The sequence below is a fragment of the Burkholderia sp. Ed8 genome, assembly GCF_040761425.1.
Classification (GTDB): domain Bacteria; phylum Pseudomonadota; class Gammaproteobacteria; order Burkholderiales; family Burkholderiaceae; genus Burkholderia; species Burkholderia seminalis.
Map to the genome: position 1 here is coordinate 866,283 of NZ_CP142886.1, position 24,773 is coordinate 891,055.

Here is a 24,773-nt window from a genome sequence, read left to right on the forward strand (position 1 = left end):
CGCTCGCGCGCGCCGCCGATCCGGTGTTAAGATCGCCGCTCAGCCCACTTACGGTTCATCCATGTCCGCACCCCTGCGCCCGCTTTCGATCCTCGCCGCCGTCGCGGCAGGTACGCGCGCGGCCGGGCTGAAACTGAAAAAACGACTCCTCGACTGACGGGGACGTCGCGTCCCGTCAGGCGAATGCCGGACGGGATGCCCGCAGGTCGTTTCATTCTCCTTGCACGCACGCCTCGCTCCGGCACACCGCCGGCGGAACGGTTCCTTCCCACTCCGTTTCCACCATGAGGCTTTGCATGAACACACGTTTCGAAGGTATCTGGCTGCCGATCATCACGCCGTTTCACCACGGCGAAGTCGACCATGCGGCGCTCGCGCGGCTTGCGCGTCGTTATGCGGCCGCGGGCATCGCGGGCTTCGTCGCGGGCGCGACGACCGGTGAAGGCGTCCTGCTCGACGCGCGCGAACAGGACGCGGTGTTCGCGACGCTGCGCGACGCGGCGCCCGGGCGGCCGATCGTCGTCGGGCTGACCGCGAGCGCGACGCATGTCGCGGCCGCGCGCGCACGCGAACTCGCGGCCCTGCGGCCCGACGGCCTGCTCGTCACGCCGCCCGTCTACGTGCGCCCGACGCAGGACGGCATCCGCCGCCATGTCGAGGCGATCGTCGACGCGGCCGACCTGCCGGTGCTCGTCTACAACATCCCGTACCGCACCGGCGTGAACGTCGAACTGGACACGCTGCAGGCGCTCGCGCGCGACCCGCGCGTCGCGGGCATCAAGGAATGCGGCGGCACGCTCGACCGGATGAGCCGGCTCGTGCACGACACGCCGCTCGCGATCCTGTCCGGCGACGACAACCAGAACTTCGCGGCGATGTGCGCCGGCGCGCACGGCGCGATCGCGAGCAGCGCGCACGTGCTGCCCGAATGGCACGTGCGCATTCATGCGCTACTGCGCGACGGGCGGCTCGCCGACGCGCGGCGCCTGTCGGTCGCGCTGCAGCCGCTCGTCGCAGCGCTGTTCGCGGAGCCGAACCCGGCGCCGGTGAAGGCCGTGCTCGCCGCGCAGGGGTGGTGCGAGGACGAGTTGCGGCTGCCGTTCGTGCCGGCGAGCGAAGCGCTGCGGGAGCGATTGGCAACGATCCGTGCCGCGCTCGAAGCAAGCGAGCCGGACGCCGCCGCGGCATGAGCCGCACCACCGCACATGGCGCCGCCGGCCGATGAATGCCGGCCCGACGCAGCGGCGTATCGAAGTCATCCGCGATTCGGGTCCTTCCCTTGCAGGACTCCGGATCGAATGGGTAGCGAGGCAGGCGCGAGGTGACCGGCAGAGGGGCGAACGAATCGCGGCCCGCGGCGGCGACCGACGGTATCGTCAGGCCGCCAGCGCCGCCGCCCCGTCCGTCGCCTCCCTGACCGCCTGCGTCACGATCCGCGCGAGCCGGTCGACCGTCGGCGTCGCCGGCGACGTGCGCCGCAGCAGGATCAGCGGCAGGCTCGGCAGCTCCGGCAACCCGCACGACGCCGCGTCGAGCGCGCGCACCGATGCGGGCAGCCCGTAGCGCGAGCGCACCGTGAGCCCGAGGCCGGCCGCCGCCGCGGCCCACAACCCGGCGAGGCTCGGCGTCGTGAACGCGACGCGCCACGGCGTGCCGGCGCGGTCGAGCGCATCGGCCGCCGCGCCGAAGAACCGGCACGGCCGGTCGAACACGACGAGCGGCAACGGCTCGCCGGGCACGTGCCCGGCGCGGCCGCCCGTTTCATCCGCCTCACCGTCGGCCGCCGCGTCGCCGCCCTCCGGTGCCCCGAATCCACCGCTCCCCACCGCGCCGATCCATTGCATCGGCACCTGCGCGATCGTTTTGCTGCCGATCCCCGCGCGCGACCCGAAATCGGCCGACGCCGGATCGCCCCACACGAGCGCCAGATCGAGCTGGTTCGCGTCGAGCCGGTCGAACAGGTCGGCATTGCGCGCCACGCGCGCCTCGATCCTCACCTTCGGATGCGCGCGCGCGAATCGCCCGAGCACATCGGGCAGGATCGCCTCGCCGAAGTCTTCCTGCAGCCCGACACGCACCCAGCCGTCGAGGTTCACGCCGCGCACGGCCGCCGCGGCCTCGTCGTTCAGCGCGATCATGCGCCGCGCATAGCGCAGCATCGCGTCGCCGGCATCGGTCAGCGCGAGCCCGCGCCCGGCCTTCACGAACAGCGGCGTGCCGGCCTGCTCCTCGAGCTTGCGGATCTGCGCACTCACCGCCGACGACGAGCGCGCGACACGGTCGGCCGCCTTCGCAAAACTGCCGAGATCCACGCCCGCGACCAGGCTGCGCAACGCGGCCACGTCGAAATTGGGCCGCGCCAGCGCGGCATCGGCCACGGCGAGCGGCGCGCCGCCGCGCGGAAGGTCTTGTCCGGGCATCTCAATCATCCTGTTTTATCGAACGATTCATCAAAAACTTTCCGATTTTCAGGATGAATGTAGGCCGCCAGACTGTGGATGTCAATTTACAACCGGGCCTGCCGTCATGGACACCTCGTGCATCGCTTCCCCCTCCTCGCCCGCCCGCGACGTACGCGGCCCGGCTCATCGCTGGCGCGTGCTGGCGGCCGGCGTCGCCGCGAACCTGAGCTTTTCGGCGGCCGCGGCCGGCATTCCGACCACGGCCGTGTGGATGCGCACGGCCTATCACCTCGACAACGGCGCGCTCGGCCTCGTGCTCGGCGCGCTCGGCTTCGGCGTCGCGCTGTCCGAGCTGCCGTGGGGGATCGCCGCCGACCGCTTCGGCGACCGCCGCGTGCTGCTGACCGGGCTCGTCGCGACGGCCGCGATGCTCGCGCTGATGGTGTGCACGATCGTCCCGAGCGCGCACGCGGTGCCGCCGCTGCTGCGCGTCGTCGCGGCGATGTGCTGCGTCGGCCTGCTCGGCGGCAGCGTCAACGGGTCGAGCGGACGCGCGGTGATGCGCTGGTTCGGCGAGCGCGAACGCGGGCTCGCGATGAGCATCCGCCAGACGGCCGTGCCGCTCGGCGGCGGCATCGGCGCGGCGTTGCTGCCGTCGCTCGCGTCGCATCTCGGCTTTGCCGCGGTGTTCGGTGCGCTGATGCTGCTGTGCGCGGGCTCGGCCGTACTCACGTGGCGCTGGCTGCACGAGCCGCCGGCCGAGCCGGCCGTGGCGCACCTCGTCGCGCATCGCCCCGTCGAGCGTCAGCCGTCCGTCCCGCATGCGCGCACCCCGCTCGCAAGCGGCCCCGTGTGGCGCATCGTGCTCGGCATCGGCCTGCTGTGCGCGCCGCAGTTCGCGGTGCTCACGTTCGCGACGGTGTTCCTGCACGACTTCGGCCGGCTCGGCCTTGCCGGCATCAGCGCGGCGATGGTCGCGCTGCAGCTCGGCGCGATGGTGATGCGCGTGTGGAGCGGCCGCCATACCGACCGGCACGGCAACCGGCGCGCGTATCTGCGCGGGTCGGTACTCGTCGCGGCCGGTTCGTTCGCGCTGCTCGCGGCGGCGACGGCCGGCAGCGCGCACGTGCCGTTCGCCGCGATCGTCGGGATTCTCGTGTTCGCGGGCATCTGCGTGTCGGCGTGGCACGGCGTCGCGTACACGGAGCTCGCGACGCTCGCGGGCGCGAACCACGCGGGCACCGCGCTCGGGATGGCGAACACGATCGTCTACCTCGGGCTGTTCGCGACCCCGCTCGCGATTCCGCCGCTGCTCGCGGTCAGCTCGTGGGGCGTGGTGTGGCTCGCGACCGCGCTGATCGCGGCTGCGACCTATCCGCTGTTCGCGCGATAACCGCGACACCTATGCAGCGCACGCCGTCAGAACTTGTACACGGCCGACAGCATCGCCGAGCGGCCGTCACCGAGTTCGACCGCGGACGATCTCGCCTCGCTCCCCGACACCTGGCGCACACGCTCGACATAGGCGCGGTCGAACAGATTGTCGATGTTCAGCTGAAAGCGCAGCCGGCGGTTCACGTCGTAGCCGGCCATCAGGTTGTGCACCCAGTACGCGCCGAGCGTGCCGTTCCCCTCCGACGTCACGTTGCGCCGGCCGACGAAGTGCGAGCCGTAGCCGAGCGTCCAGCCGGCCGGCAGGCGATAGGTCGTCCAGACATTGAACGCATGGCGCGGCGTATTGCCGAGTGCCTGGCCGTCGCGACGCGGCGACGCCGGCGAACTCAGCGTCACGCTCGCCAGATACGTGTAGTTCGCGAACACGTCCCATTGCGGCGTCACCTTGCCGGCCGCCCCGAGCTCGATGCCGCGCACGCGCTGCCTGCCCGCGAGCGCGTAGCTGCCGTCGGCCATCCGTTCGCGCGCGTTCTTCTTCTCCGTCTGGAACAACGCGCCGTTCAGCGCGAGTCCCGCCAGCCCTTCCCACTTCGCGCCGAGCTCGAGGCTCTCGTTCTTCTCCGGCGCCAGTGCGCCGGTCGCTGCGCTCACGCCGGACCCGGTCGTGACCAGGTATTCGGCCGACGGATTGAACGACGTGCCGTATGCGAAATACGCGCGCCCGTTCTCGGTCGGCTTGAACACCAGCCCCGCGCGCGTGCTCAGGTGCCGGCCGGCGCTGTCCGCACGTTCGGTCGGCTGGCCGGCCGGCGTGCTCCGCGACCAGCCGTCGATCCAGTCGTGGCGCAGCCCCACGTCGATGTTCCAGTATCGGCCGACCACAATCGTATCGAGGGCATAGAGCGCCTTGACGACGAGCGCCGTGTCGTTGCGTCCGCTGTCCCGACGCTGCGCGGGACCGCGCCATTCGCCCGGCGGCGCGGCCAATGAAAAACCGCCCGGCGGATAGAACCGGTTGAGGCCGTACGAGTATGTGGTGCGCCCATAGGTTTCCCGCGAGAGGTCGAAACCCGCGACGAGTGTATGGCCAAGCCCGAGTGTGTCGAACGCGGCCGTGACGTTCGTTTGGTTGGCCCACATCGCCGTCGACGAATCGCGGCCGTAGCCTTGCGGCCCGGCCGGCCTGTAATGCCCGGGCGGCACCCCCTGGAGATTGACGTGCGATGCGGAGATCGCGGTGTCGCGGCCCAGGTGCGCATACCGGCTCAGGTTCTGCAGCTTCAGGTTCGGCGAAAAGTCGTGCTCGGCCTTCACCGTGACGGCATCCGACGCGATGCGCTCGCGATCGAGGTTGCGCCACCCGAAGTAGCTGTCGCGCGACACGCCGGCCAGCACCTGTCCGCCGCGGGCCGGCAACCCGTAGTCGGGCAGGTTGTTGTCGTACTGATGGAAGTAGCCGAGCGTGACGCGCGTGGGCGTGCCGAGCCCGAAGGCAAGCGAGGGCGCCACGCCCCAGCGCCGCTTGCGGATGTCGTTCCGGCCGGGAACGTCGTTGACGTGCGCCATCGCGTTCAACCGGAATGCCGCACGGCCGTCGGTGCCCGGCAACGGCCGGTTCGCGTCGAGCGTCACGCGCCGGTAGTCGGACGTGCCGAGCACCGTGCCGGCCTCGACGAATGCGTCGCGCTTCGGCGCCTTGCTGACCAGGTTCACGGAGCCGCCGGTCGTGCCCGCGCCGCCGAACACCGAGTTGGGCCCCTTGATGACCTCGACCGCCTCGACGTTGAACAGATCGCTGCGATTGTTCTGCGCGCTGTCGCGCAGGCCGTCGAGCTGCAGGTTCGCATTCGCGCCGAAGCCGCGAATATTGAACATGTCACCCGACCCGCCGCCCCCCTCGCCCGCATTGAACGTGATGCCGGCGACGTTGGCCAGCGCGTCGCGCAAGCTCGTGACCTGCTGCTCGTCGAGCACCTCGCGCGGCACGACGGTAATCGTCTGCGGCACGTCGAGCAGCGGCGCCGCATACTTCGCCGAACCCGAGCGGTCGACGCGCGAGCCGGCGTCGCGGCTGCCCTGCACGACGATCGGGTCGAGATGCGGCGCCGGCCGCGGATCGGTTTCATCCGCGGACGCGGACGCGCACGTCATCATTGCAAGCGCGACGGAAGCCGTCGCGCGACGCGGCGGTGTCGCGCTCGACCGGATGCGGTATGTCATGGTCACTCCATTTCTTTGATGAGAATGATTCCCATTCAAAAGAAATGACTGCAACATGGCAATTGGACACGTTCGAATTTCGTGATCCGAACGAAATGACAGACCCAGTATCGCGCCGCGCGAGATCCCCAACGTGTCAGCCGGCCTCGCGCGCCAGCGCACGCCGCGCGGCCGGCCGTTCGGCCTCGCGCTGCGCATGGGCCGTCCACGCCGCATGCCGCGTCATGTCGAGTCCGATCGCGGCACCCCAGCGATACAGCACGAACAGGAACGGATCGACGATCGAATGCGCACCCGGTTCGGCCCACGTGCGGCCATCGGCGAGCGCTGCTTCGATCGACGCGTTCGCCGCTTCGATCGTGCCGCGCCCGTGCGCGCTGACCGCGCCGTGCAGCGCCGGATCGCCGATGAAGCGGCCCGGCCGCCACAATGCGCCGTAACCGACACCGTGCACCCAGCCGACCAGCCAGGCAAGCCACTCGTGACACCGTGCCTCGCGCAGCGGATCGCCGAGCGGCAGCAATTGCGCGTCCGGATAGCGGCGCGCGAGATACGTGAGGATCGCCGGCGTTTCGGTCAGCACGCGCGGCTCGCCCGGAATCGCGAGCACGGGCACGCGCGCCTTCGCGTTGATCGCGAGATAGGGCGCCGCGAGGTTCTGCTGCTTCTGCACCGAGACGATCTCGATGTCGAACGGCGCGCCGGTTTCCTCGAGCGCGATGTGGGCGGCAAGCGAGCAGGCGCCCGGCGAAAGATAGAGGCGGTAGGCGTTCATGGTGTGTGCCCCGACGGGGATGTGGAAGACGGAACCGAGTGTAGGAACGCGTACCGACGGGCGGCAAACGATGAATTGTCGTGCTCGGCCATTAGTGTTACTAATACCCGCATGCGACGCATCCACCTCCCTCCGCTGCAGACGCTGCGCGCGTTCGAAACCGCCGTGCGGCTGCAGAGCTTCACGCGCGCGGCCGACGAACTCGCGCTCACGCAAGGCGCGGTCAGCCAGCACATCCGCGCGCTCGAGGCGCAGCTCGGCTATCCGCTCTTCACGCGCGAACGCAACGGCGCGACGCCGACGCACGCCGCGCATGCCCTCGCGCTGCAGGTGCGCCAGGGCCTGAGCGTGCTCGAACGCGCGTTCGAGCCGGCACTCGTGGTACGCCGCCGCCCGCGCACCTGCGACGTGACGCTGAACGTCAGCGTGCTGCCGAGCGTCGCCGAGCGCTGGCTCGCGCCGCGCCTGCCGCGCTTCACGGCCGCGCATCCGCACATCGCGATCGCGCTGCACCCGGACGTGGCGCTCGCGCCGCTGCGCAAGCGCGACCGCATCGACGTCGCGCTGCGTTACGGACCCGGCACCTGGCCGGGCGTCGTCGCCGAAAAACTGATGAACGAGACGATCTTCCCGGTCGCGAGCCCCGCGTACCGCAATCGCGACGGCATCGCACCGCGCACGCCCGCCGATCTCGTGCGCGCGACGCTGCTGCGCCATCCGGCGCAGCCGTGGGAACCGTGGTTCCAGGCGGCACGGCTCGACCTCACCGAATCCGCGCGCGCGCCACGCTTCACCGACGCGAACGCGCTGATCGACGCGACGCGGCAAGGCCGCGGCGTCGCGCTCGCGCGCCGCTCGCTGATCGAGCCCGAACTCGCGGACGGCACGCTCGTGCGCGTGTCGACGGTACGCATCACCGACGTGTATGCGCATTACGTCGTGTGGCGCCCCGGCCATCCTCACGAAGCGGCGATCCGCACCTGGCTCGACTGGCTGCGCAGCGAAGTGCGACGCAGGACGCCGCGGCGCTGACGCCGCGCGATCGGCCGCGCATGCCCGTCGCGAACGGTCATGCCGTCGCGTATCGCGTTGCGCGTCCGCGTAAAAGTGCCGGGCCCGCCTCGCGCGCCGGGAAATATTGCCGCCCCGCGATCGCGCGAAAGTGTTTGGTCAGGCGCGCGAAAGCATTCCGCGATCATGCGCCGGTCGCAAACGATTCACCGAAACGTCGCATCGCATCGGCATACTCGAAAACGTTTCCCGATCAGCCCGCCAGGAGAGAAGTCATGCGCCGCGTTTCCGTCGCCGTCGTTCTTTGTGCCGCCGTTTTCGTCGCCGCCTGCAGCGACGACGCGCCGCACGACGCTCACGCGACCGACGCCTCCCAGCAAGGCAGCGCATCGGCCGGCTCCGCCAGCGCGTTCAACAGCGAGGCAGCCGCGGGCGGTGCCGCATCCGATGCCGCGCCGCTCGCGCCGCCCGTCGTGCACTACCCGCCCGATGACGACGACGACGCGAAGCCGGCGTCGAACGCGGCCGCGTCGAGCGCCGCGGCGTCGTCGCCGGGCTGATCCCGCCGCTTCCGTCCCCCGACCGCAGAACCGAGGTGAACCACATGACGTCATCGAGCCGCCGCGGTTTCCTGCATACCGTCGCACAATCCGCGGGCGCCGCCGTCGCGCTCAACGCCTTTCCCGAATCGATCCGCCGCGCGCTCGCGATTCCCGCCGCACGCGGCACCGGCACGATCCGCGATGTCGAGCACATCGTCGTGTTCATGCAGGAGAACCGCTCGTTCGATCATTACTTCGGACACCTGCGCGGCGTGCGCGGCTACAACGACCGCTTCCCGATCCCGCTGCCGAACGGCAAGCCGGTGTGGTATCAGCCGTCGAAGGCCGATCCGGGCAAGCCCGTGCTGCCGTTCCGGCTGAACACGCTGACGACGAGCGCGCAGTGCGTCGGCGATCTCGACCACTCGTGGTACAAGACGCACGCGGCGATCGACGGCGGCCGCTACGACCAGTGGCCCGCGAACAAGACCGACATGACGATGGGCTATCACGTGCGCGAGGACATTCCGTTCCACTACGCGCTCGCCGACGCGTTCACCGTATGCGACCACTACTTCTGCTCGCTGCCGGGCCCGACGCATCCGAACCGTTCCTACCTGATGACGGGCACGGTCGACCCGACCGGCAAGTTCGGCGGCCCGCTGCTCGACAACAGCGACTACGTCGACGGCGACGGGCCGCCCGCCTACCAGCTGCTGTCGTGGACGACCTTTCCCGAGCGTCTCGACGCGCACGGCGTGTCGTGGCAGATCTACCAGCAGGGCACGACGGGCAACGATCCGTACAACGGCAACTACGGCACGAACGTGCTGCAGAACTTCGCGAACTTCATCAACGCGAAGCCCGGTTCCTCGCTGTACCAGCGCGCGCAGACGGTACGCACGCTCGACCACCTGAAGGACGACGTGATCAACGACCGGCTGCCGCAGGTGTCGTGGCTGTGCCCGCCGGCCGCGTTCTCCGAGCATCCGAAATACACGCCGGCGTACGGCGCGAACTACACGTCGCAGATCCTCGATGCGCTCACGTCGAACCCGGACGTGTGGCGCAAAACCGTGCTGTTCATCATGTACGACGAGAACGACGGCTTCTTCGACCACATCGTGCCGCCGCAGCCGCCGACGTCGGCCGCGCAGGGCGCGTCCACCGTGACGACCGACGGCGAGCTGCATACGGTCGTGAACCCCGGCCGCGGCGGCAGCTACACGGCCGACGGCCTGCCGTACGGCCTCGGGCCGCGCGTGCCGATGACGGTCGTGTCGCCGTGGACCAAGGGCGGCTACGTCTGCTCGCAGGTGTTCGACCATACGTCGGTGATCCGCTTCATCGGCGCGCGCTTCGGCATCGACGAACCGAACATCACGCCGTGGCGCCGCACGGTGTGCGGCGACCTCACCGCCGCGTTCGACTTCCGCTCGTCGGATACCGCGTTCCCGCCGCTGCCGGATACCAGCCAGTACCGTTCGATCGCGGACCAGCAGTGCACGTCGCAGCCCGCGCCCACCGTGCCCGCGACGCCGTCGCCGGTCGATCCGCAGGAGCCCGGCGTGCGGCCCGCGCGCGCCCTGCCGTACGAACTGCATGTGAACGCGAGCCTCGACGGCGGAACGAAGCTGCGCATCGAATTCGCGAACCGCGGCAACCAGGGCGCGCACTTCCACGTGTACGCGACGAACCGCACCGACGGCCCGTGGCGCTATACGGTCGGCGCGCGCCGCGTGCTGCACGCGGACTTCGACCTGACGGCGACGCACGGCGTGTATGCGTTCGCGGTGTACGGGCCGAACGGGTTCGTGCGGATGTTCTCCGGCAACGTGCCGGCCACGGCCGCGCCGCACCGCAATCCGGCCCAGCCGGAGGTGAAGGCCGGCTACGACGTCGCGAACGGGAACCTGTACCTGAAGCTGCGCAACCACGGTGGCGCGCATGTCACGCTGACGCTGACCGACAACGCATACGGCGCGCCGTCGCGGCAGGTGACGCTGCACGGCGGCGACGAGCGGGTCGAGCAGTGGGCGCTCGCGTCGAGCCACCAGTGGTATGACGTGACGGTCAGCGACGGCGCGAGCGGCACGTTCTCGCGCCGCTTCGCGGGCCACGTCGAAAACGGCCGGCCGAGTTATTCGGATCCGGCCGCCGTCAAGCCCGTCGCCGCGTGGTAAGCGCGACGGCCCGCGCCGTCAGACCGCGTGCGCGAGCGCGCGGTCGACGAGCGCGGCTTCGAAGCCGTCGTCCGCGTCGCGAAAGCGCAGCGGCGCCGCGCAGTGCACCAGCGTATCGATGAAGTATTTCGCGCGCGGCCACGGCCCGAAGCCGGCCGCCGTGTTGATGTGCCCGGCGTCGCCCAGGTTCACGAACGCGCTGCCGAGGCGCTGCGCGAGCGTGCGCGCGTCGGCGAGCGGCATCCACGGATCGGTCTCGCTGCCGATCACGATCGACGGCACCGCGAGCCGGCGTGCGTCGAACGGCCCGGCGAACGTGAATTTCTTCGGGCTGGCCGGCGCGACGAACAGCACGCCCGCGACATCGCCCGTATGCGGCCCCTGCGCGAGCGCATGCGCGGTCGCGAGGCAGCCGAAGCTGTGGGCGGCGAGCACGAACGGCCCGCGCTCGCGTTCGAGCAGCGTGCGCACCGAGTGCGCCCAGCCGGCGAGATCGGGGGCGTCCCAGTCGTCCTGCTCGACGCGCAGCGAACGCGGGAATTGCCGCTCGAGCCAGGTCTGCCAGTGAGCGCCTTCGCTGCCGTGCAGGCCCGGAACGGTGACGAGCCGCGGCGGCCACGCCGATTTGCTGCATGCGCTCATGATTGCCCTCGCTTGCTTGAAGACGAGGTTCGATTGTGGCGCCGCGTCCCCGGCGGCCGAACCAATATTTTGTGCTTTGCTTTTGCGTGGGGCGGCCATCCGTGGGCCGGCCATCCCGCGCGTCCATCCGCGTGCCGGCCGCCTGCGCGGGCCCGCGCGACGGCGCAATGTGCCGCGAAACCGTAGAATGTGGGCTTCCCGTCAGCTTCACACCGAGCCGGGCCGGGCGCCGATGCGCCGGGCCCGCTCGCCAGGAGACGCCCGATGTTCGCTACGCCCGCCGGCGCGCCGCGCCCGGCTCCGCTCGCCTTGCCCGTGACGCGCCCCGCCGGCGCGCACGCCGTCACGCAATGAAGATTCTGTTCTACTCCCCGCACCAGGAAGCCGGCGCATGGCGCGACGAGATCGCCCACGCGCTGCCGGAAGCCGAGCTGCGCGCGTGGCAGCCGGGCGACACGGCCGCCGCCGACTATGCGCTCGTGTGGCGCGCGCCGCGCGAATTCTTCGCGCCGCGCGACGGCCTGCGCGCGATCTTCAATCTCGGCGCGGGCGTCGACGCGCTGCTCGCGCTCGAGCGCGCGCATCCGGGCACGCTGCCCGCGCACGTGCCGCTGGTGCGGCTGGAAGATTCGGGCATGGCACGGCAGATGGTCGAGTACGTGACGCACGCGGTGCTGCGCTACCTGCGCCGCTTCGACGAATACGACGCGCTGCAGCGCGAGCGCCGCTGGCAGCCGCTCGACCCGCATCCGCGCGCGAGCTTCACCGTCGCCGTGCTCGGCCTCGGCGTGCTCGGCACGCAGGTCGCGCGCGCCCTCGCCGCGCTCGGCCTGCCCGTGCGCGGCTACAGCCGCAGCGCGAAGCAGCTCGACGGCATGACGACCTTCGCCGGCGACGGCGCATTCGACGCCTGCATCGACGGCGCGAAGGTGCTCGTCAACCTGCTGCCGAGCACGCCCGACACCGACGGCATCCTGTCGGCGCGCGCGTTCGCGCGGCTCGCGCCCGGCGCGTACGTCGTCAACGTCGCGCGCGGCGCGCATCTCGTCGAGGCCGACCTGCTCGACGCGCTCGCGAGCGGCCGGATCGCCGCGGCCACGCTCGACGTGTTCCAGCACGAACCGCTGCCGGAAGACCATCCGTTCTGGCATACGCCGCGCATCACGATCACGCCGCACAGCTCGGCCGAGACGCTGCGCGCGGAGGCCGTCGAGCAGATCGCCGGCAAGATCCGCGCGTTCGAGCGCGGCGAACGCGTCAGCGGCGTCGTCGACTACGCGCGCGGCTACTGAATTCCGCCTCGAGAGAAACCAGGAGACAACCATGACGTTCCCCACCGCCGTCAAGATCGTCGAAGTCGGCCCGCGCGACGGGCTGCAGAACGAGAAGACCTTCGTGCCGACCGACGTGAAGATCGCGCTCGTCGACCGGCTGTCGCGCGCCGGCTTCCGCAACATCGAGGCCGCGTCGTTCGTGTCGCCGAAATGGGTGCCCCAAATGGCCGACGGTGCCGACGTGATGGCCGGTATCGAACGCCGCGCGGGCACCGTGTACTCGGTGCTCACGCCGAACCTGAAGGGTTTCGAGAATGCGCTCGCCGCACGCGCGGACGAGGTCGTGATCTTCGGCGCGGCGAGCGAGGCATTCTCGCAGCGGAACATCAACTGCAGCATCGCCGAGAGCATCGCGCGCTTCGAGCCCGTCGCGAAGGCCGCGAAGGATGCCGGCCTGCGGCTGCGCGGCAGCGTGTCGTGCACGCTCGGCTGCCCGTACCAGGGCGAGGTGCCGGTCGCGTCGGTCATCGACGTCGTCGAGCGCTTCGCGGCGCTCGGCTGCGACGAGATCGACATCGCCGACACGATCGGCGTCGGCACGCCGAAGCGCACGCGCGAGGTGCTCGCGGCCGTCACGCGCGTGTTTCCGCGCGAGCGCCTGTCGGGCCACTTCCACGACACCTACGGCCAGGCGCTCGCGAACATCTACGCGGCGCTGTTCGAAGGGATCGAGATCTTCCACGCCTCGGTCGCGGGTCTCGGCGGCTGCCCGTACGCGAAGGGCGCGACCGGCAACGTCGCGACCGAGGACGTGCTGTACCTGCTGCAGGGCCTCGGCATCGACACCGGCATCGATCTCGCGCAGGTCGTCGCCGCCGGCGACTTCATCTCGAACGCGATCGGCCGCGCGAACGTGTCGCGCGCCGGTCGCGCATTGCTCGCCAAGGCACAAAGCGCGGCCGACGACACGGCCTGCGTGTGACCACGGCACTCCATGGATTCCTCAACATGACGACACCTGCTTCATTCGATTCCCTCCCCGATTCCGCGCGACGCGTCGCGCTGTTGCTGCGCGAGCGCGGCCACGCGAAAGGCATCGTGATGCTCGCCGAAACCGGCAAGACGTCGGCCGAGGCCGCGGCCGGGCTCGGCTGCTCGGTCGCGCAGATCGCGAAGTCGATCCTGTTTCGCCGGCAGTCGGACGGCGCGCCCGTGCTGGTGGTCGCGAGCGGCGTCAATCGCGTCGACGAGAAGAAGGTTGCCGCGCAGGTCGGCGCGGTCGGCCGCGCGGACGCGAAATTCGTGCGCGACAACACCGGCTACGCGATCGGCGGCGTCTGCCCGATCGGCCATCTCGTCGAACCCGTCACGCTGATCGATGCCGACCTGCTCGCGCTCGACAGCCTGTGGGCGGCCGCCGGCCATCCGCACGCGGTGTTCAACCTGTCGCCGCACGAACTCGTGTCGCTGACCGGCGCGCCGGTCGCGGACGTCGCGTTGCGGGACCCGGCATGAGCGACGTGCCGCTGCCGGTCGGCACGGTCGCGTCGCCGTGCACCGACGTCTGCCGGATCGATCCGCGCACCGACTGGTGCGCGGGCTGCCTGCGCACGCGCGGCGAGATCAAGGGATGGCGCACGTCGGACGACGACGCGAGGCGTGCGCTGCTCGCGCGGCTCGACGCGCGGCGGCGCCTGCTCGCCGGAAGCGAGACATAAAAAAAAGCCGTTCAGCCTCGCGGGCGAACGGCGTCGAGATCGGAATCCTGTGAACGTGATCAACGTCACAGCCCGCATCATACGAGCGACGCGGCCGCATTGCATCGGGTGTTTCCCTACAACTTCTTACAGCGTTTTCCACGCGTGCGCGCGGGCCGCTTTCGCGCGCAATCGTCGTTCCCGAAACGGGCGCCCGGCGGGCGGCGGCGGCATCGTTCGGCCATGCCGAATCGTACGATCGTTTCAGTTGCCGATCGCCGCGCGACGCGCGGGCACGATGCGCCAGCCGAGGTTCACGCCGGCCGCCGCGAGCAGGATCAGCAGCGCGCCAAGCACCTGCGACCACGCGAGCGTCTGCCCGAACGCGAAGTGATCGACGACGATCGCGACGACCGGGTAGACGAACGACAGCGCGCCGGTCATCGCGGTCGGCAGCTTCTGGATCGCGCCGTACAGCAGCACGTACATCAGGCCCGTGTTGACGACGCCGAGCACGATCAGGTCGAGCCACTGCCCGGCCGTCGCGGGCAGCGTGCCGAAGTGCGCGAACGGCGCGAGCAGCACGATGCCGATGCCGGCCTGCAGCAACGCGAGCAGGTGCGGCGGCGTCCCCTTCAGATGCTTCGTGACGATCGACGAGATCGCGTACAGGAACGCCGCGCCGAGCGACAGCGCCACGCCCTCGAGATACTCGCCGGGCACCGCGAGCACGGACGGCTCGACGCGCACCACGAACACGAGCCCGGCGAAGGCGAGCGCGAGCCACGCGACCGTCGACGCGGTGATCCGTTCGCGGAACACGATCGCGCCGAGCGCGACGAGCATGAACGGCTGGGTGTTGTAGACGGCGGTGGCCATCGAGATCGACGCCCGCGAATACGCGGCGAACAGCAGCAGCCAGTTCGCGACGATCGCGACGCTGCCGAGCGTCGCGAGCGCGAGCATGCGCGGCGAGAACAGCGAGCGGCGCAGGAAGCCGAACGCCGCGCAGACGATCGCGAGCGTCGCGGCGCCGAACAGGCAGCGGAAGAACACGACATTCGTCAGCGGCTGCTGCGACGACATCACGAGCCAGCCGATCGTGCCGGACATCAGCATCGCGACGACCATCTCGGCGCCGCCGCGGCGAATTTCATTCGAGGCCATCATGAACTCCGTTGAAGAGACTGGATGACTTCGATTCTAGAAACTTGCTTTCGCCGAAACCACGGCTAAACTGAAGCGAATCAGCCGATTGACCTTCGAAAGCAAAGCAATCATGCCGAAACGCCTTTCTCCTCCCGCCGTCGCGTCGCTCGACGCGACCGACCGCGCGATCCTCGCGGCGCTCGCCGACGATGCGCGCATCGCGACCAGCGAACTCGCCCGGCAGATCGGGCTGTCGGCGCCCGCCACCGCCGACCGCGTGCGCCGGCTCGAGGCGCAGGGCGTGATCGCCGCGTTCACCGTCGAGCTCGACCCGCGCGCGCTCGGCTACACGTTGCAGGCGATCGTCCGCGTGAAGCCGCTGCCGGGCCAGTTGCACCTGGTCGAGGAGTTGTTGCGGCGCATTCCCGAATTCGTCGAATGCGACAAGGTCACCGGCGAAGACTGCTTCATCTGCCGGCTCTACCTGCGCACGATCGCGCACCTCGACGACATCCTGTCGAAGGTGACCGAGCGCGCGGAGACGAGCACCGCGATCGTGAAGTCGACACCGGTGCCGCGACGCCTGCCGCCGCTGGCCGACGACGACCACGCGCAGCGCTGAGCAGCGGGCCGCGCGCGCTGCCCGCACGCACCGCTACGCAGCCGGGTCGCGCGCTTCGAAGAACGCGAGCAGTTCGTCGATCAGCGCGACGGGCGCCTCTTCCGGAATGTAGTGGCCGCAGTCGAGCGCACGGCCGCTGACGTCGCGCGCGACGCGTCGCCATTCGTCGAGCGGATCGAAGCAGCGGCCGACGATCCCGTGCTCGCCCCACAGTACGCGCAGCGGGCACGCGACCTTGTTGCCGCGCTCGAGATCGGCGCGGTCGTGCTCGAGGTCGATCGTCGCCGACGCGCGATAGTCCTCGCACATCGCATGCACGGCGCCCGGCTGCGCGAGCGCCGCGCGATAGGCGTCGAGCGCCGCGGGCGCGAACGGCGCGAGCCCGGCCGAGCGGTTTCCCATCACGCGCTCGATGTAGGCATCGGTATGGGCGCCGATCAGCGTCTCGGGCAGCGGCGCCGGCTGGATCAGGAAGAACCAGTGGAAATACGCGGTCGCGAATGCGCGGTCGGTTTTCTCGTACATCGCGAGCGTCGGCGCGATGTCGAGCAGCATCATCCGCTCGACGGCGTCCGCGTGATCGAGCGCGAGGCGGTGCGCGACCCGCGCGCCGCGATCGTGCGCGCACACGTGGAACTGCTCGAAGCCGAAATGCCGCATCACCGCGACCTGGTCGGCCGCCATCGCCCGTTTCGAATACGGCATGTGCCGCGCGTCGCTCGGCGGCCGGCCCGACGCGCCGTAGCCGCGCAGGTCGGTGGCGATCACCGTGAAATGATTCGCAAGCGTCGCGGCGACGCGATGCCAGATCATGTGGGTTTGCGGATGCCCGTGCAGCAACAGAAGCGGCGGACCCGCGCCTCCTTTGACACCGAAGATGTCGGTGTCCTGCACCGTCACGCGAAACGGTGCAAACGCCTCAAACGACATGGTTTGTTTCTCGTTGGTTTGTTATGGCGGCTATTTTAGGAGCGCCGGTGCGTCTACACAGCGGGGTAACCACCCGAAACCGTAGAAAGAGAACACTCCCTCGATTGCCGCCACACCGCGCATTTTGTTAAGCTCGCGTAGAATCGCACGACCGTTCGTATTAATATGAACGCCATCGAGCGCACCGCGGTTCGCGGCTACACTCGAATCACCGTTCGCACGCCAAGCATGGGTGTCGGCGCCACGCGACCGCGCGGGCGCCGACGGCCCCTGGAGACTGGAGACATCACATGGCATTGCCCGCTGTCCTGCAGAACCTGACGCTGCCCGTCATCGCGTCGCCGATGTTCATCGTCAGCTACCCCGAACTCGTGCTCGCGCAATGCAAGGCGGGCATCGTCGGTTCGTTCCCCGCGCTCAACGCGCGTCCGGCCGAGCAGCTCGACGCGTGGCTCACGCAGATCCAGTCGGAGCTGGCCGACCACAAGGCGAAACACCCCGACGCGGTGATCGGCCCGATCGCGGTCAACCAGATCGTCCACCAGTCGAACGCGCGGCTCGAGCACGACGTGCGCGTGTGCGTCGAGCACAAGGTGCCGATCTTCATCACGAGCCTGCGCGCGCCGGCGCGCGAGATCGTCGACGCGGTGCACAGCTACGGCGGCATCGTGCTGCACGACGTGATCAACCTGCGCCACGCGCAGAAGGCGCTCGAAGCCGGCGTCGACGGGCTGATCCTCGTCGCGGCCGGCGCCGGCGGCCACGCGGGCACGACGTCGCCGTTCGCGCTGGTCGGCGAAGTCCGCAAGATCTTCGACGGCCCGATCGTGCTGTCCGGCTCGATCGCGAACGGCGGCTCGATCCTCGCCGCGCAGGCGATGGGCGCCGACCTCGCGTACATGGGCACGCGCTTCATCGCGACGCAGGAAGCGCACGCGGTCGAGGACTACAAGCGTGCGATCGTCAACGCGAAATCGTCGGACATCATCTACACGAACCTCTTCACCGGCGTGCACGGCAACTACATCCGCGAGAGCATCGAGAAAGCCGGCCTCGATCCCGAGGCGCTGCCGGAATCCGACAAGACCAAGATGAATTTCGGCAGCGACAAGACGAAGGCGTGGAAGGACATCTGGGGCGCCGGCCAGGGCGTCGGCCTGATGGACGACCTGCCGAGCGTGGGGGCGCTCGTCGAGCGGCTGAAGCGCGAGTACGACGACGCGAAGGCGCGGCTCGGCATCCCGCGCTGACGCATGCGGCGGCCCCCGCCGCCGCGATCGACACGCCAACCGTCGGCACCAACAAAAAAGCGCGAACCGCTGCGGTTCGCGCTTTTTTTGTTGCCCCGCCGCGGCGGAATCCGCGGCTCAGACCACCCGCTTCATCCGCGTGATCGGCAGCACGCGCAGGCGCGATTCGATCGACGGGCACAGCGACTGCCCTTCGAAACGCGCCGCGAGGAAATCGACGAACGAGCGCACCTTCGCGGACACGTGACGACGGCTCGCGTACACCGCATAGATCGGCGCTTCGTGCGGCGGCACCGAATCGAGCAGCACCGGCACGAGCCGGCCCGACTCGATGTCGTCGCCGACCACCTCGGTGCCGAGCAGCGCGATGCCCGCGCCGGCGAGCACGGCTGCGCGCAGCCCTTCGAGATGATTCACGATCAGGTTGCCGTTCAGGTTCACGCGCGACGCGGCGGCCGCGTCGATCACCAGCGAATCGAGCATCGTCGAATTCGAATCGCGCCGCAGGTAGTTGTGGTGCGCGAGATCGGCGATCGTCTGCGGCGTGCCGTGCTTCTCGAGATACTCGGGCGACGCGACCAGCAGGATGTGCGCGGTCGCGATCTGCCGCGCGACCAGCGACGACGATTTCAGGCCGTTCGGCGCCGCGCGCACCGCGACGTCGTAGCCTTCCTCGATCAGGTCGACCACGCGATCGGACAGCGTCATGTCGACGGTCACGTCCGGGAAGCGGCCCGCGTAATCGGTGACGGCCTGCATCACGTGCCGCAGCCCGAACGCGGACAGCGACGTCACGCGCAGCCTGCCCTGCGGCACCACGCTCGCGGCGCCGACGGCCTGCCCGGCTTCGTCGAGTTCGGACAGCGCCTGCACGAGGCGCTCGTAGTATTCGCGTCCCGCCTCGGTAGGCGCGACGCGTCGTGTCGTGCGATGCAGCAGGCGCGCGCCGAGCTGCTGCTCGAGATGCATCACGTGCTTGCTCGCCATCGCAGCCGACATCTGCATGCGCTCGGCCGCGCCGACGAAGCTGCCCACTTCGACGACGTAGCGAAACACATTCATGCTGACGAGGGTATCCATCGAACTAGCTCGTAATGACGGGGGGAATGGTCCAATTACGAGATAGGGTAACAAAGGCGAGGAAACAGAAAGGTCAAGAAAGGCAAAACGGCGCCGCGTGTGGCGGCGCCGTTTCTGGCGGGAAAACATGCAGCCGGAACGCGCGATTTACACGCGCGGCCCGCGCACCGTTCGCGCGTGCGCGTCAGAACTTCGCGCGGATACCGGCACCGAACGTGTTGCCGGTCGACAGGCCGCTGATGTGGTCGTTCATGTAGGCCGCGTAGACGTCCGTGCGCTTGGACAGCGGATAGTCGTAGCCGACGGCCCAGGTCTGGCGCGTCTGGTCGAGGCCGCCCGCGTCGCGCGAGTACGCGTACGACGCCATCGCGTTGCCCACGCCGAGCGGCACGGACACGCCGCCCTGCGCGGTGTTCACGTGCCAGCTTCCCGCGACCTGGTCGTTCTTCGTATACATGTACTGGCCGAACAGCTTCACGAGCTTCAGGTCGTAGGTCGCGCCGACCAGCGCGATCCCCTGACTCTTCATGCCGGCGACGAGCGCGCTCAGATCCTGCGGGCCGTTGTTGAAGTTCACGTACTGATACATCGCGGTCGCCGCGAACGGGCCGTTCGCGTAGTTGAACTGCGCGCTCCACTTCTTCGAACGGTTGTCGCCGGCCTGGTTGCCGAGCGCGTACATCGCGCCGAAGTTCAGGCCGCCGAACGAAGGCGACGTGTACGACAGCGCGTTGTTCCAGCCCGAATCGCCGACCGCGCCCTGGTCGCTCGGATAGGTCGGGAACGTACCGAGGCCGAGGAACACGTGATACACCATCGGCGAGAAGGTGTACGAGTCGTAGAACGGGTTGAACAGGATCGTCGACAGGAACAGGTGCGTCGTCAGGCGGCCGGCCGTCACCGTGCCGTACGGCGAGCTGATGCCGACGTACGCATTGCGCGCGAAGAACGTGTCGCCCTGGAAGCGGCCATACTGGCCGTTCTGCGCACGGAAGAAGCTTTCCAGCGTGAAGATCGCCTTGTAGCCGCTGCCCAGATCCTCGGCGCCGTGCAGGCCCCAGTACGACGTCGACATCCCGCCGCCCGACACGTTCCATGCGCGATCGCTGCCCGGGAACTTGGTCGCGCCGACCCATTCGTCGACCTGGCCGTAGAGCGAGACGCTCGATTGCGCGTGGACGGGTGCGGCGGCCGCCACGCAGGCGGCTGCGGCGATCAGCTTGACGGACGTGCGCGAGGCACGGCGAGCGAATCCTTTCATGGGATCTCCAGGTTTTGTCGAATAGTCGATAAGTGGCGCGAGCGTTGTTTTTTGGAGCCGAGTGCTTGCGTCGTATGGGGCGCAGCCATCTTTACGGATCATTCGTCCGGTCAAAATTGCGCACACTTATTGCGGGTATAGCGGCGGCATTAACTTCGCGGGATCGATACATGGCCGGATGCACGGCGGCGGCCCGGCGCGAACGCGGTCGCGCGGCGCAGCGGCGGCGTGGCATACGCGTGCCGGGCGCGAAAGATAGCGCAATGCGACGGGAAAATCAGCGGAAATCTGCGCGCGACTGTGGCGAATTCGCATCAGCCGGCGGGGGGGCGAATGCCGGGGCGCTCAGTTTCGGTAGAACGGGGAGAAAAACGGCGAGTGCGAAGGTTCTTCCTGCGAGCGGGGCGGCGGCATCGGACGGCCGCCGCGCTCCTCGTTGTAGCGCGCAACGTCGGCGCGGATCGACCCGGCACGCAGCGGCACGTTGCCGCCGCCCGGCGGGCGCGGCATCTGGCGCGCCTCGGCGCTGATCGGGCGATACGGGCTTTGCGCGGCGTAGTGGCCGTACGACGGCGTCGGCCGCAGCCCCCAGCGGGAGCCGGAGCCGCTCACGCCGCCGGGGCGCATCCCGCCGGGCGGCGGAACGCGGCGCCAGACCGGCACGCCGCCGGGCCCGCCGCCATTCGGCTGACCGTACGCGCGCATGTCGCCGCCACCGAAGCCGTGGCCGCCGAACCCATGACCGCCGTGGGGCGGTTGCGCGAGCGCGAGCGGCATCAGCAACGTGCCGAGCACGCCTGCCACCCATCGTCCGATCTTCCGTTTCACCCGTTCCGTCATCGTTCAGTGCCCGTCCACGCCCGCCGCCGGCTCCTTTCGGCCGACCCAAGGCTTTCAGCAGTAATTTATGAGCGGCCCGAAACTGTGTCGAGCCAAAAAGTGTTATGTCGCGGGCACCGGTGTAACACCATGTTACTGCTAGGTTTTTTCACTTCAGGGCGCGATCGCGACAGAACATTCTTCTGCCATCCCGCGTGTCGACGGGCCGCTGCGACAGCCGCCGTTACATGCAATCAGTTCATCAATCGATTCCCACAATGAATTTGTGTAGTGAATCGTCAACCGGGACAATGACGCCATCCGCGCGCGCGACGCGCGCCTCCGTCGTTTCCGAATCGAGTTCCCGATGGCCCGTCCCCGTTTTCTTCCCGACAACTTCACGCTCGCGCTCGTCGGCACCGTCGTGCTCGCGAGCCTGCTGCCCTGCCGCGGCCCGGCCGCCCACGCGTTCAACTGGGCGACCAACATCGCCGTCGGCCTGCTGTTCTTCCTGCACGGCGCGAAGCTGTCGCGCGAAGCCGTCGTCGCGGGCGCGACCCACTGGCGGCTGCACGCGGTCGTGCTGCTCAGCACGTTCGCGCTGTTCCCGCTGCTCGGCCTCGCGCTGAAACCCGTGCTGCAGCCGCTCGTCACGCCGACGCTGTATGCGGGCGTGCTGTTCCTGTGCACGCTGCCGTCGACGGTCCAGTCGTCGATCGCGTTCACGTCGATCGCGAAGGGCAACGTGCCGGCCGCCGTGTGCGCGGCATCCGCGTCGAGCCTGCTCGGGATCTTCGTCACGCCGGCGCTCGTCGGGCTGATGATCACGTCGCAGTCGGCCGGCGCCGCGTCGCCGTGGAGCACCGTCGGCAGCATCGTGATGCAGCTGCTCGTGCCGTTCATCGCCGGTCAGTTGCTGCGCCCCGTGATCGGCGGCTGGATCGACCGCAACCGCGGCGTGCTGCGCTTCGTCGACCAGGGCTCGATCCTGCTGGTCGTCTACGTCGCGTTCAGCGAGGCCGTCAACGAGGGCCTGTGGCACCAGATCCCGCCGCGCGCGCTCGGCGGCCTGCTCGTCGTCAACCTCGTGCTGCTCGCGATCGCGCTGCTGCTGACCGCGTTCGTCAGCAAGCGGCTCGGCTTCAACCGCGCCGACCAGATCACGATCATCTTCTGCGGATCGAAGAAGAGCCTCGCGGCCGGCGTGCCGATGGCGAAGGTGATCTTCTCGGCGAACGCGGTCGGCGCGGTCGTGCTGCCGCTGATGCTGTTCCACCAGATCCAGCTGATGGCGTGCGCGGCGCTCGCGCAGCGCTGGGGGGCGCGCGACATGAGCGGCGAGCACGACGAGGGCGACGCGACGTCCGCGTCCGGCGCGCTGAGCGCGGGCAAGCGCTGACGCGGGGAAGGCAGGACGGCCGCCGGAAGGCCGCCGCCCCTTCTCCTGCCGGCCTTCCGGGCGTGCACCGACACGCGTGCGGCGCGATGCGCCATCGGCGCCCATCGTGTCACGAAATCTTCATTCAATTCCGCGCGAGCGCTGCCGTTAAGCCGGACGTCCCGTCGATTCGGCTGCCCTCGCCCATGCCCGCGCTCCCCACCGACTCCGCTGCCGCCCGCACCTCGCGCCTGATCGCGGATCGCGCGCTCGCGGCCGTCTTCCAGCCGATCGTCGACCTCCGGTCGGGGACGGTCGTCGGTTACGAAGGGCTGATCCGCGGCCCGCGCGGCACGGACCTCGAACCGCCCGCCGCGCTGTTCGCACAGGCCGCGCGCGAAGGCGAGACCATCGCGCTCGAGCAGGCCGCCGCGCTCACCTGCCTCGACGCGTTCGCGGCGCTCGGCTGCGACGGCAAGCTGTTCCTCAATTTCAGCGCCGGGACGATCCTCGCGCTCGCCAGCAAACGCGAGCGCGCACGGCAGTTCCTCGGCCGCGCGCGGGTCGGCGCCGAGCGCATCGTGATCGAGCTGACCGAGCAGAATGCGATGCCCGATGTCGCGCACATCGGGCCGGCGGTCGCGTCGCTGCGCGACGCCGGCGTCCAGTTCGCGCTCGACGACTACGGCACCGCGAACGCGAGCATGAACCTGTGGCTGCGCCTGCAGCCGGACGTCGTGAAGATCGACCGCTTCTTCATCCACGACATCGCGCGCGACCCGCTCAAGTTCGAGGCCGTGAAGGCGATGCAGCACTTCGCGCAGGCGAGCGGCGCGCAACTGATCGCGGAAGGCATCGAGAACGAATGCGACCTGATCGTCGTGCGCGACATGGGGATCTGCTGCGTGCAGGGTTTCCTGCTCGGCCGGCCGAACGCGCGGCCGTCGCGCGTCGTCGCGCCGGCCGCGCGCGACGCGATCCGCGCGCCGCACATCGCGGTGTTTCCCGGCGCGACGCGCTCGGTGCGGCCGGCCGGCACGATCGCCGGGAAGATGCTGGTGCCCGCGCCGGCGCTGCCGCGCGACGCGACCAGCAACGACGTGCTCGAGCTGTTCAACCGGATGCCCGACCTGCACGCGGTCGCGCTCGTCGAACGCGGGCGGCCCGTCGCGCTCGTGAATCGCCGCGGCTTCATCGACCGCTTCGCGTTGCCGTATCACCGCGAGGTGTTCGGGAAGAAGCCGTGCCTGCAGTTCGCGAACGACGCGCCGTTGATGATCGACAACGCAACGACGTTCGAGCAGCTCGCAAGTCTGCTCGCGAGCCACGACCAGCGCTATCTCGCGGACGGCTTCGTGATCACCGAACACGGCCGCTACGTCGGGCTCGGCACCGGCGAGAGCCTGGTGCGCGCGGTGACCGAGATGCGCATCGAGGCCGCGCGCTACGCGAATCCGCTGACGTTCCTGCCCGGCAACATCCCGATCAGCGCGCACATCGACCGCCTGCTGCAGCGCGACGCCGGCTTTCACGCGTGCTACGTCGACCTGAACCAGTTCAAGCCGTTCAACGACCAGTACGGCTACTGGCAGGGCGACGAGGTGCTGAAGTTCGCCGCGACGGTGCTGGCCGGCGTGTGCGATCCGCAGCGCGACTTTCTGGGCCACGTCGGCGGCGACGATTTCCTCGTGCTGTTCCAGCGCGACGACTGGCGCGAACGCGCGGCCGACGCGATCGCGCGCTTCAACGACGGCGCGCGGCTCTTCTACACGCAGGCCGACCGGCAGGCGGGCGGGCTGCACGGCGAGGACCGCCACGGCAACCCGGCGTTCTTCGGCTTCGTGACGATGGCGATCGGCGCGGTCGGCGTACCGGCCGGCGCGCATGGCGCCAAACGGTACGGCAGCGACGAGATCGCATCGGTCGCGGCGCTCGCGAAGCGGCGCGCGAAACAGCAGCCGGACGGGCTGGCGGTCGTCGATCTCGACGCGGGCCGCGCCGCGCTGCGCCATCGCGGCGAACCGCCGGCCGCGGCGGCAGGCTGAGCGGCACGCGGCCGGCGGTTCGCGGCGGCACGGCCGCGTCTCGGGCGATGGCGACGGAGGTCCGCCCGCCGCCGTTGCACCGACCGTGGCGCACCGGC

22 protein-coding genes are annotated in these 24,773 nt (G+C 69.6%); 13 read left to right on the forward strand and 9 right to left on the reverse strand.

The window, feature by feature from the left end; translation table 11 throughout:
- The first annotated feature begins 296 nt into the window (after window positions 1–296).
- Window positions 297–1,190, forward strand: coding sequence for a 4-hydroxy-tetrahydrodipicolinate synthase (gene dapA / locus VXM69_RS17910; RefSeq protein WP_124670243.1), 894 nt, complete (start codon window positions 297–299; stop codon window positions 1,188–1,190).
- Between the two features lie 186 nt (window positions 1,191–1,376).
- Here dapA and VXM69_RS17915 read toward each other — a convergent pair whose 3' ends face one another.
- A complete protein-coding gene (locus VXM69_RS17915; protein ID WP_367189971.1) occupies window positions 1,377–2,420 on the reverse strand; it encodes a LysR substrate-binding domain-containing protein in 1,044 nt (347 codons plus the stop codon).
- Window positions 2,421–2,526: 106 nt separating this feature from the next.
- On the opposite strand from VXM69_RS17915, the gene VXM69_RS17920 reads away from it, so the two are divergent.
- Window positions 2,527–3,795, forward strand: a complete 1,269-nt coding sequence (locus tag VXM69_RS17920) for an MFS transporter (RefSeq protein ID WP_226229386.1) — start codon at window positions 2,527–2,529, stop codon at window positions 3,793–3,795.
- A gap of 26 nt (window positions 3,796–3,821) precedes the next feature.
- Here VXM69_RS17920 and VXM69_RS17925 read toward each other — a convergent pair whose 3' ends face one another.
- Both VXM69_RS17925 and VXM69_RS17930 read right to left on the reverse strand, forming a co-directional pair.
- On the reverse strand, window positions 3,822–6,017 hold the full coding sequence (locus VXM69_RS17925) for a TonB-dependent siderophore receptor (protein WP_034189143.1): 2,196 nt from the start codon (window positions 6,015–6,017) through the stop codon (window positions 3,822–3,824).
- Window positions 6,018–6,153: 136 nt separating this feature from the next.
- Window positions 6,154–6,792, reverse strand: coding sequence for a glutathione S-transferase (locus VXM69_RS17930; protein ID WP_049031439.1), 639 nt, complete (start codon window positions 6,790–6,792; stop codon window positions 6,154–6,156).
- Between the two features lie 111 nt (window positions 6,793–6,903).
- On the opposite strand from VXM69_RS17930, the gene VXM69_RS17935 reads away from it, so the two are divergent.
- From VXM69_RS17935 to VXM69_RS17945, 3 genes are all read left to right on the forward strand, one after another.
- Complete coding sequence (locus tag VXM69_RS17935) at window positions 6,904–7,824, forward strand: LysR substrate-binding domain-containing protein (protein WP_367189972.1); 921 nt, start codon at window positions 6,904–6,906, stop codon at window positions 7,822–7,824.
- Between the two features lie 254 nt (window positions 7,825–8,078).
- Window positions 8,079–8,363 (forward strand): hypothetical protein, encoded by a 285-nt coding sequence (locus tag VXM69_RS17940; RefSeq protein WP_034189140.1) that lies wholly within the window; start codon window positions 8,079–8,081, stop codon window positions 8,361–8,363.
- Window positions 8,364–8,407: 44 nt separating this feature from the next.
- Window positions 8,408–10,528, forward strand: coding sequence for a phosphocholine-specific phospholipase C (locus tag VXM69_RS17945; protein ID WP_367189973.1), 2,121 nt, complete (start codon window positions 8,408–8,410; stop codon window positions 10,526–10,528).
- Between the two features lie 18 nt (window positions 10,529–10,546).
- On the opposite strand, the gene VXM69_RS17950 is transcribed toward VXM69_RS17945, so the two are convergent.
- Complete coding sequence (locus tag VXM69_RS17950; protein WP_034189138.1) at window positions 10,547–11,170, reverse strand: alpha/beta hydrolase; 624 nt, start codon at window positions 11,168–11,170, stop codon at window positions 10,547–10,549.
- Between the two features lie 350 nt (window positions 11,171–11,520).
- Between VXM69_RS17950 and VXM69_RS17955 the strand changes: the two genes are divergently transcribed.
- The 4 genes from VXM69_RS17955 to VXM69_RS17970 are packed head-to-tail and all read left to right on the forward strand — an operon-like array spanning window position 11,521 to window position 14,162.
- Entirely contained in the window at window positions 11,521–12,462 is a 942-nt protein-coding gene (locus VXM69_RS17955; protein ID WP_034189137.1) for a glyoxylate/hydroxypyruvate reductase A, read from the forward strand.
- Window positions 12,463–12,493: 31 nt separating this feature from the next.
- Window positions 12,494–13,426 (forward strand): hydroxymethylglutaryl-CoA lyase, encoded by a 933-nt coding sequence (locus VXM69_RS17960; protein ID WP_367189974.1) that lies wholly within the window; start codon window positions 12,494–12,496, stop codon window positions 13,424–13,426.
- 26 nt (window positions 13,427–13,452) lie between these two features.
- Window positions 13,453–13,959: a YbaK/EbsC family protein gene (locus VXM69_RS17965; RefSeq protein WP_034189135.1), complete on the forward strand. Its 507-nt coding sequence runs from the start codon at window positions 13,453–13,455 to the stop codon at window positions 13,957–13,959.
- Window positions 13,956–14,162, forward strand: coding sequence for a DUF1289 domain-containing protein (locus VXM69_RS17970; RefSeq protein WP_034189134.1), 207 nt, complete (start codon window positions 13,956–13,958; stop codon window positions 14,160–14,162). Before VXM69_RS17965 ends, VXM69_RS17970 begins: the two co-directional genes overlap by 4 nt.
- Before the next feature lie 243 nt (window positions 14,163–14,405).
- Here the strand turns inward: VXM69_RS17970 and VXM69_RS17975 are convergent, their stop codons facing one another.
- Window positions 14,406–15,308: a DMT family transporter gene (locus VXM69_RS17975; protein ID WP_059558901.1), complete on the reverse strand. Its 903-nt coding sequence runs from the start codon at window positions 15,306–15,308 to the stop codon at window positions 14,406–14,408.
- Window positions 15,309–15,420: 112 nt separating this feature from the next.
- Here VXM69_RS17975 and VXM69_RS17980 point away from each other — a divergent pair, with 112 nt between their 5' ends.
- On the forward strand, window positions 15,421–15,912 hold the full coding sequence (locus tag VXM69_RS17980; protein ID WP_034189293.1) for an Lrp/AsnC family transcriptional regulator: 492 nt from the start codon (window positions 15,421–15,423) through the stop codon (window positions 15,910–15,912).
- A gap of 33 nt (window positions 15,913–15,945) precedes the next feature.
- Here VXM69_RS17980 and VXM69_RS17985 read toward each other — a convergent pair whose 3' ends face one another.
- Window positions 15,946–16,842, reverse strand: a complete 897-nt coding sequence (locus VXM69_RS17985) for an alpha/beta hydrolase (RefSeq protein ID WP_034189132.1) — start codon at window positions 16,840–16,842, stop codon at window positions 15,946–15,948.
- A 290-nt stretch (window positions 16,843–17,132) separates the two neighbouring features.
- On the opposite strand from VXM69_RS17985, the gene VXM69_RS17990 reads away from it, so the two are divergent.
- Window positions 17,133–18,092: a nitronate monooxygenase family protein gene (locus VXM69_RS17990; RefSeq protein WP_200086544.1), complete on the forward strand. Its 960-nt coding sequence runs from the start codon at window positions 17,133–17,135 to the stop codon at window positions 18,090–18,092.
- A 117-nt stretch (window positions 18,093–18,209) separates the two neighbouring features.
- Here the strand turns inward: VXM69_RS17990 and VXM69_RS17995 are convergent, their stop codons facing one another.
- From VXM69_RS17995 to VXM69_RS18005, 3 genes are all read right to left on the reverse strand, one after another.
- Window positions 18,210–19,172, reverse strand: a complete 963-nt coding sequence (locus VXM69_RS17995) for a LysR family transcriptional regulator (RefSeq protein WP_059558877.1) — start codon at window positions 19,170–19,172, stop codon at window positions 18,210–18,212.
- Between the two features lie 184 nt (window positions 19,173–19,356).
- Window positions 19,357–20,433, reverse strand: coding sequence for a porin (locus tag VXM69_RS18000; RefSeq protein ID WP_034189129.1), 1,077 nt, complete (start codon window positions 20,431–20,433; stop codon window positions 19,357–19,359).
- A 345-nt stretch (window positions 20,434–20,778) separates the two neighbouring features.
- The gene (locus VXM69_RS18005) at window positions 20,779–21,273 is read right to left on the reverse strand and encodes a hypothetical protein (protein WP_034189128.1); all 495 of its coding nucleotides are present in this window, start codon (window positions 21,271–21,273) and stop codon (window positions 20,779–20,781) included.
- Between the two features lie 346 nt (window positions 21,274–21,619).
- Here VXM69_RS18005 and VXM69_RS18010 point away from each other — a divergent pair, with 346 nt between their 5' ends.
- Window positions 21,620–22,651, forward strand: a complete 1,032-nt coding sequence (locus tag VXM69_RS18010; protein WP_034189127.1) for a bile acid:sodium symporter family protein — start codon at window positions 21,620–21,622, stop codon at window positions 22,649–22,651.
- Window positions 22,652–22,836: 185 nt separating this feature from the next.
- Window positions 22,837–24,675, forward strand: coding sequence for a phosphodiesterase (locus VXM69_RS18015; protein WP_069706963.1), 1,839 nt, complete (start codon window positions 22,837–22,839; stop codon window positions 24,673–24,675).
- Window positions 24,676–24,773 lie beyond the last annotated feature (98 nt).

Coding starts and splice junctions, on each gene's coding strand:
- dapA (WP_124670243.1), top strand. CDS start 297: ATGAACACACGTTTCGAAGGTATCTGGCTGCCGATCATCACGCCGTTT.
- VXM69_RS17915 (WP_367189971.1), bottom strand. CDS start 2,420: ATGCCCGGACAAGACCTTCCGCGCGGCGGCGCGCCGCTCGCCGTGGCC.
- VXM69_RS17920 (WP_226229386.1), top strand. CDS start 2,527: ATGGACACCTCGTGCATCGCTTCCCCCTCCTCGCCCGCCCGCGACGTA.
- VXM69_RS17925 (WP_034189143.1), bottom strand. CDS start 6,017: ATGACATACCGCATCCGGTCGAGCGCGACACCGCCGCGTCGCGCGACG.
- VXM69_RS17930 (WP_049031439.1), bottom strand. CDS start 6,792: ATGAACGCCTACCGCCTCTATCTTTCGCCGGGCGCCTGCTCGCTTGCC.
- VXM69_RS17935 (WP_367189972.1), top strand. CDS start 6,904: ATGCGACGCATCCACCTCCCTCCGCTGCAGACGCTGCGCGCGTTCGAA.
- VXM69_RS17940 (WP_034189140.1), top strand. CDS start 8,079: ATGCGCCGCGTTTCCGTCGCCGTCGTTCTTTGTGCCGCCGTTTTCGTC.
- VXM69_RS17945 (WP_367189973.1), top strand. CDS start 8,408: ATGACGTCATCGAGCCGCCGCGGTTTCCTGCATACCGTCGCACAATCC.
- VXM69_RS17950 (WP_034189138.1), bottom strand. CDS start 11,170: ATGAGCGCATGCAGCAAATCGGCGTGGCCGCCGCGGCTCGTCACCGTT.
- VXM69_RS17955 (WP_034189137.1), top strand. CDS start 11,521: ATGAAGATTCTGTTCTACTCCCCGCACCAGGAAGCCGGCGCATGGCGC.
- VXM69_RS17960 (WP_367189974.1), top strand. CDS start 12,494: ATGACGTTCCCCACCGCCGTCAAGATCGTCGAAGTCGGCCCGCGCGAC.
- VXM69_RS17965 (WP_034189135.1), top strand. CDS start 13,453: ATGACGACACCTGCTTCATTCGATTCCCTCCCCGATTCCGCGCGACGC.
- VXM69_RS17970 (WP_034189134.1), top strand. CDS start 13,956: ATGAGCGACGTGCCGCTGCCGGTCGGCACGGTCGCGTCGCCGTGCACC.
- VXM69_RS17975 (WP_059558901.1), bottom strand. CDS start 15,308: ATGGCCTCGAATGAAATTCGCCGCGGCGGCGCCGAGATGGTCGTCGCG.
- VXM69_RS17980 (WP_034189293.1), top strand. CDS start 15,421: ATGCCGAAACGCCTTTCTCCTCCCGCCGTCGCGTCGCTCGACGCGACC.
- VXM69_RS17985 (WP_034189132.1), bottom strand. CDS start 16,842: ATGTCGTTTGAGGCGTTTGCACCGTTTCGCGTGACGGTGCAGGACACC.
- VXM69_RS17990 (WP_200086544.1), top strand. CDS start 17,133: ATGGCATTGCCCGCTGTCCTGCAGAACCTGACGCTGCCCGTCATCGCG.
- VXM69_RS17995 (WP_059558877.1), bottom strand. CDS start 19,172: ATGGATACCCTCGTCAGCATGAATGTGTTTCGCTACGTCGTCGAAGTG.
- VXM69_RS18000 (WP_034189129.1), bottom strand. CDS start 20,433: ATGAAAGGATTCGCTCGCCGTGCCTCGCGCACGTCCGTCAAGCTGATC.
- VXM69_RS18005 (WP_034189128.1), bottom strand. CDS start 21,273: ATGACGGAACGGGTGAAACGGAAGATCGGACGATGGGTGGCAGGCGTG.
- VXM69_RS18010 (WP_034189127.1), top strand. CDS start 21,620: ATGGCCCGTCCCCGTTTTCTTCCCGACAACTTCACGCTCGCGCTCGTC.
- VXM69_RS18015 (WP_069706963.1), top strand. CDS start 22,837: ATGCCCGCGCTCCCCACCGACTCCGCTGCCGCCCGCACCTCGCGCCTG.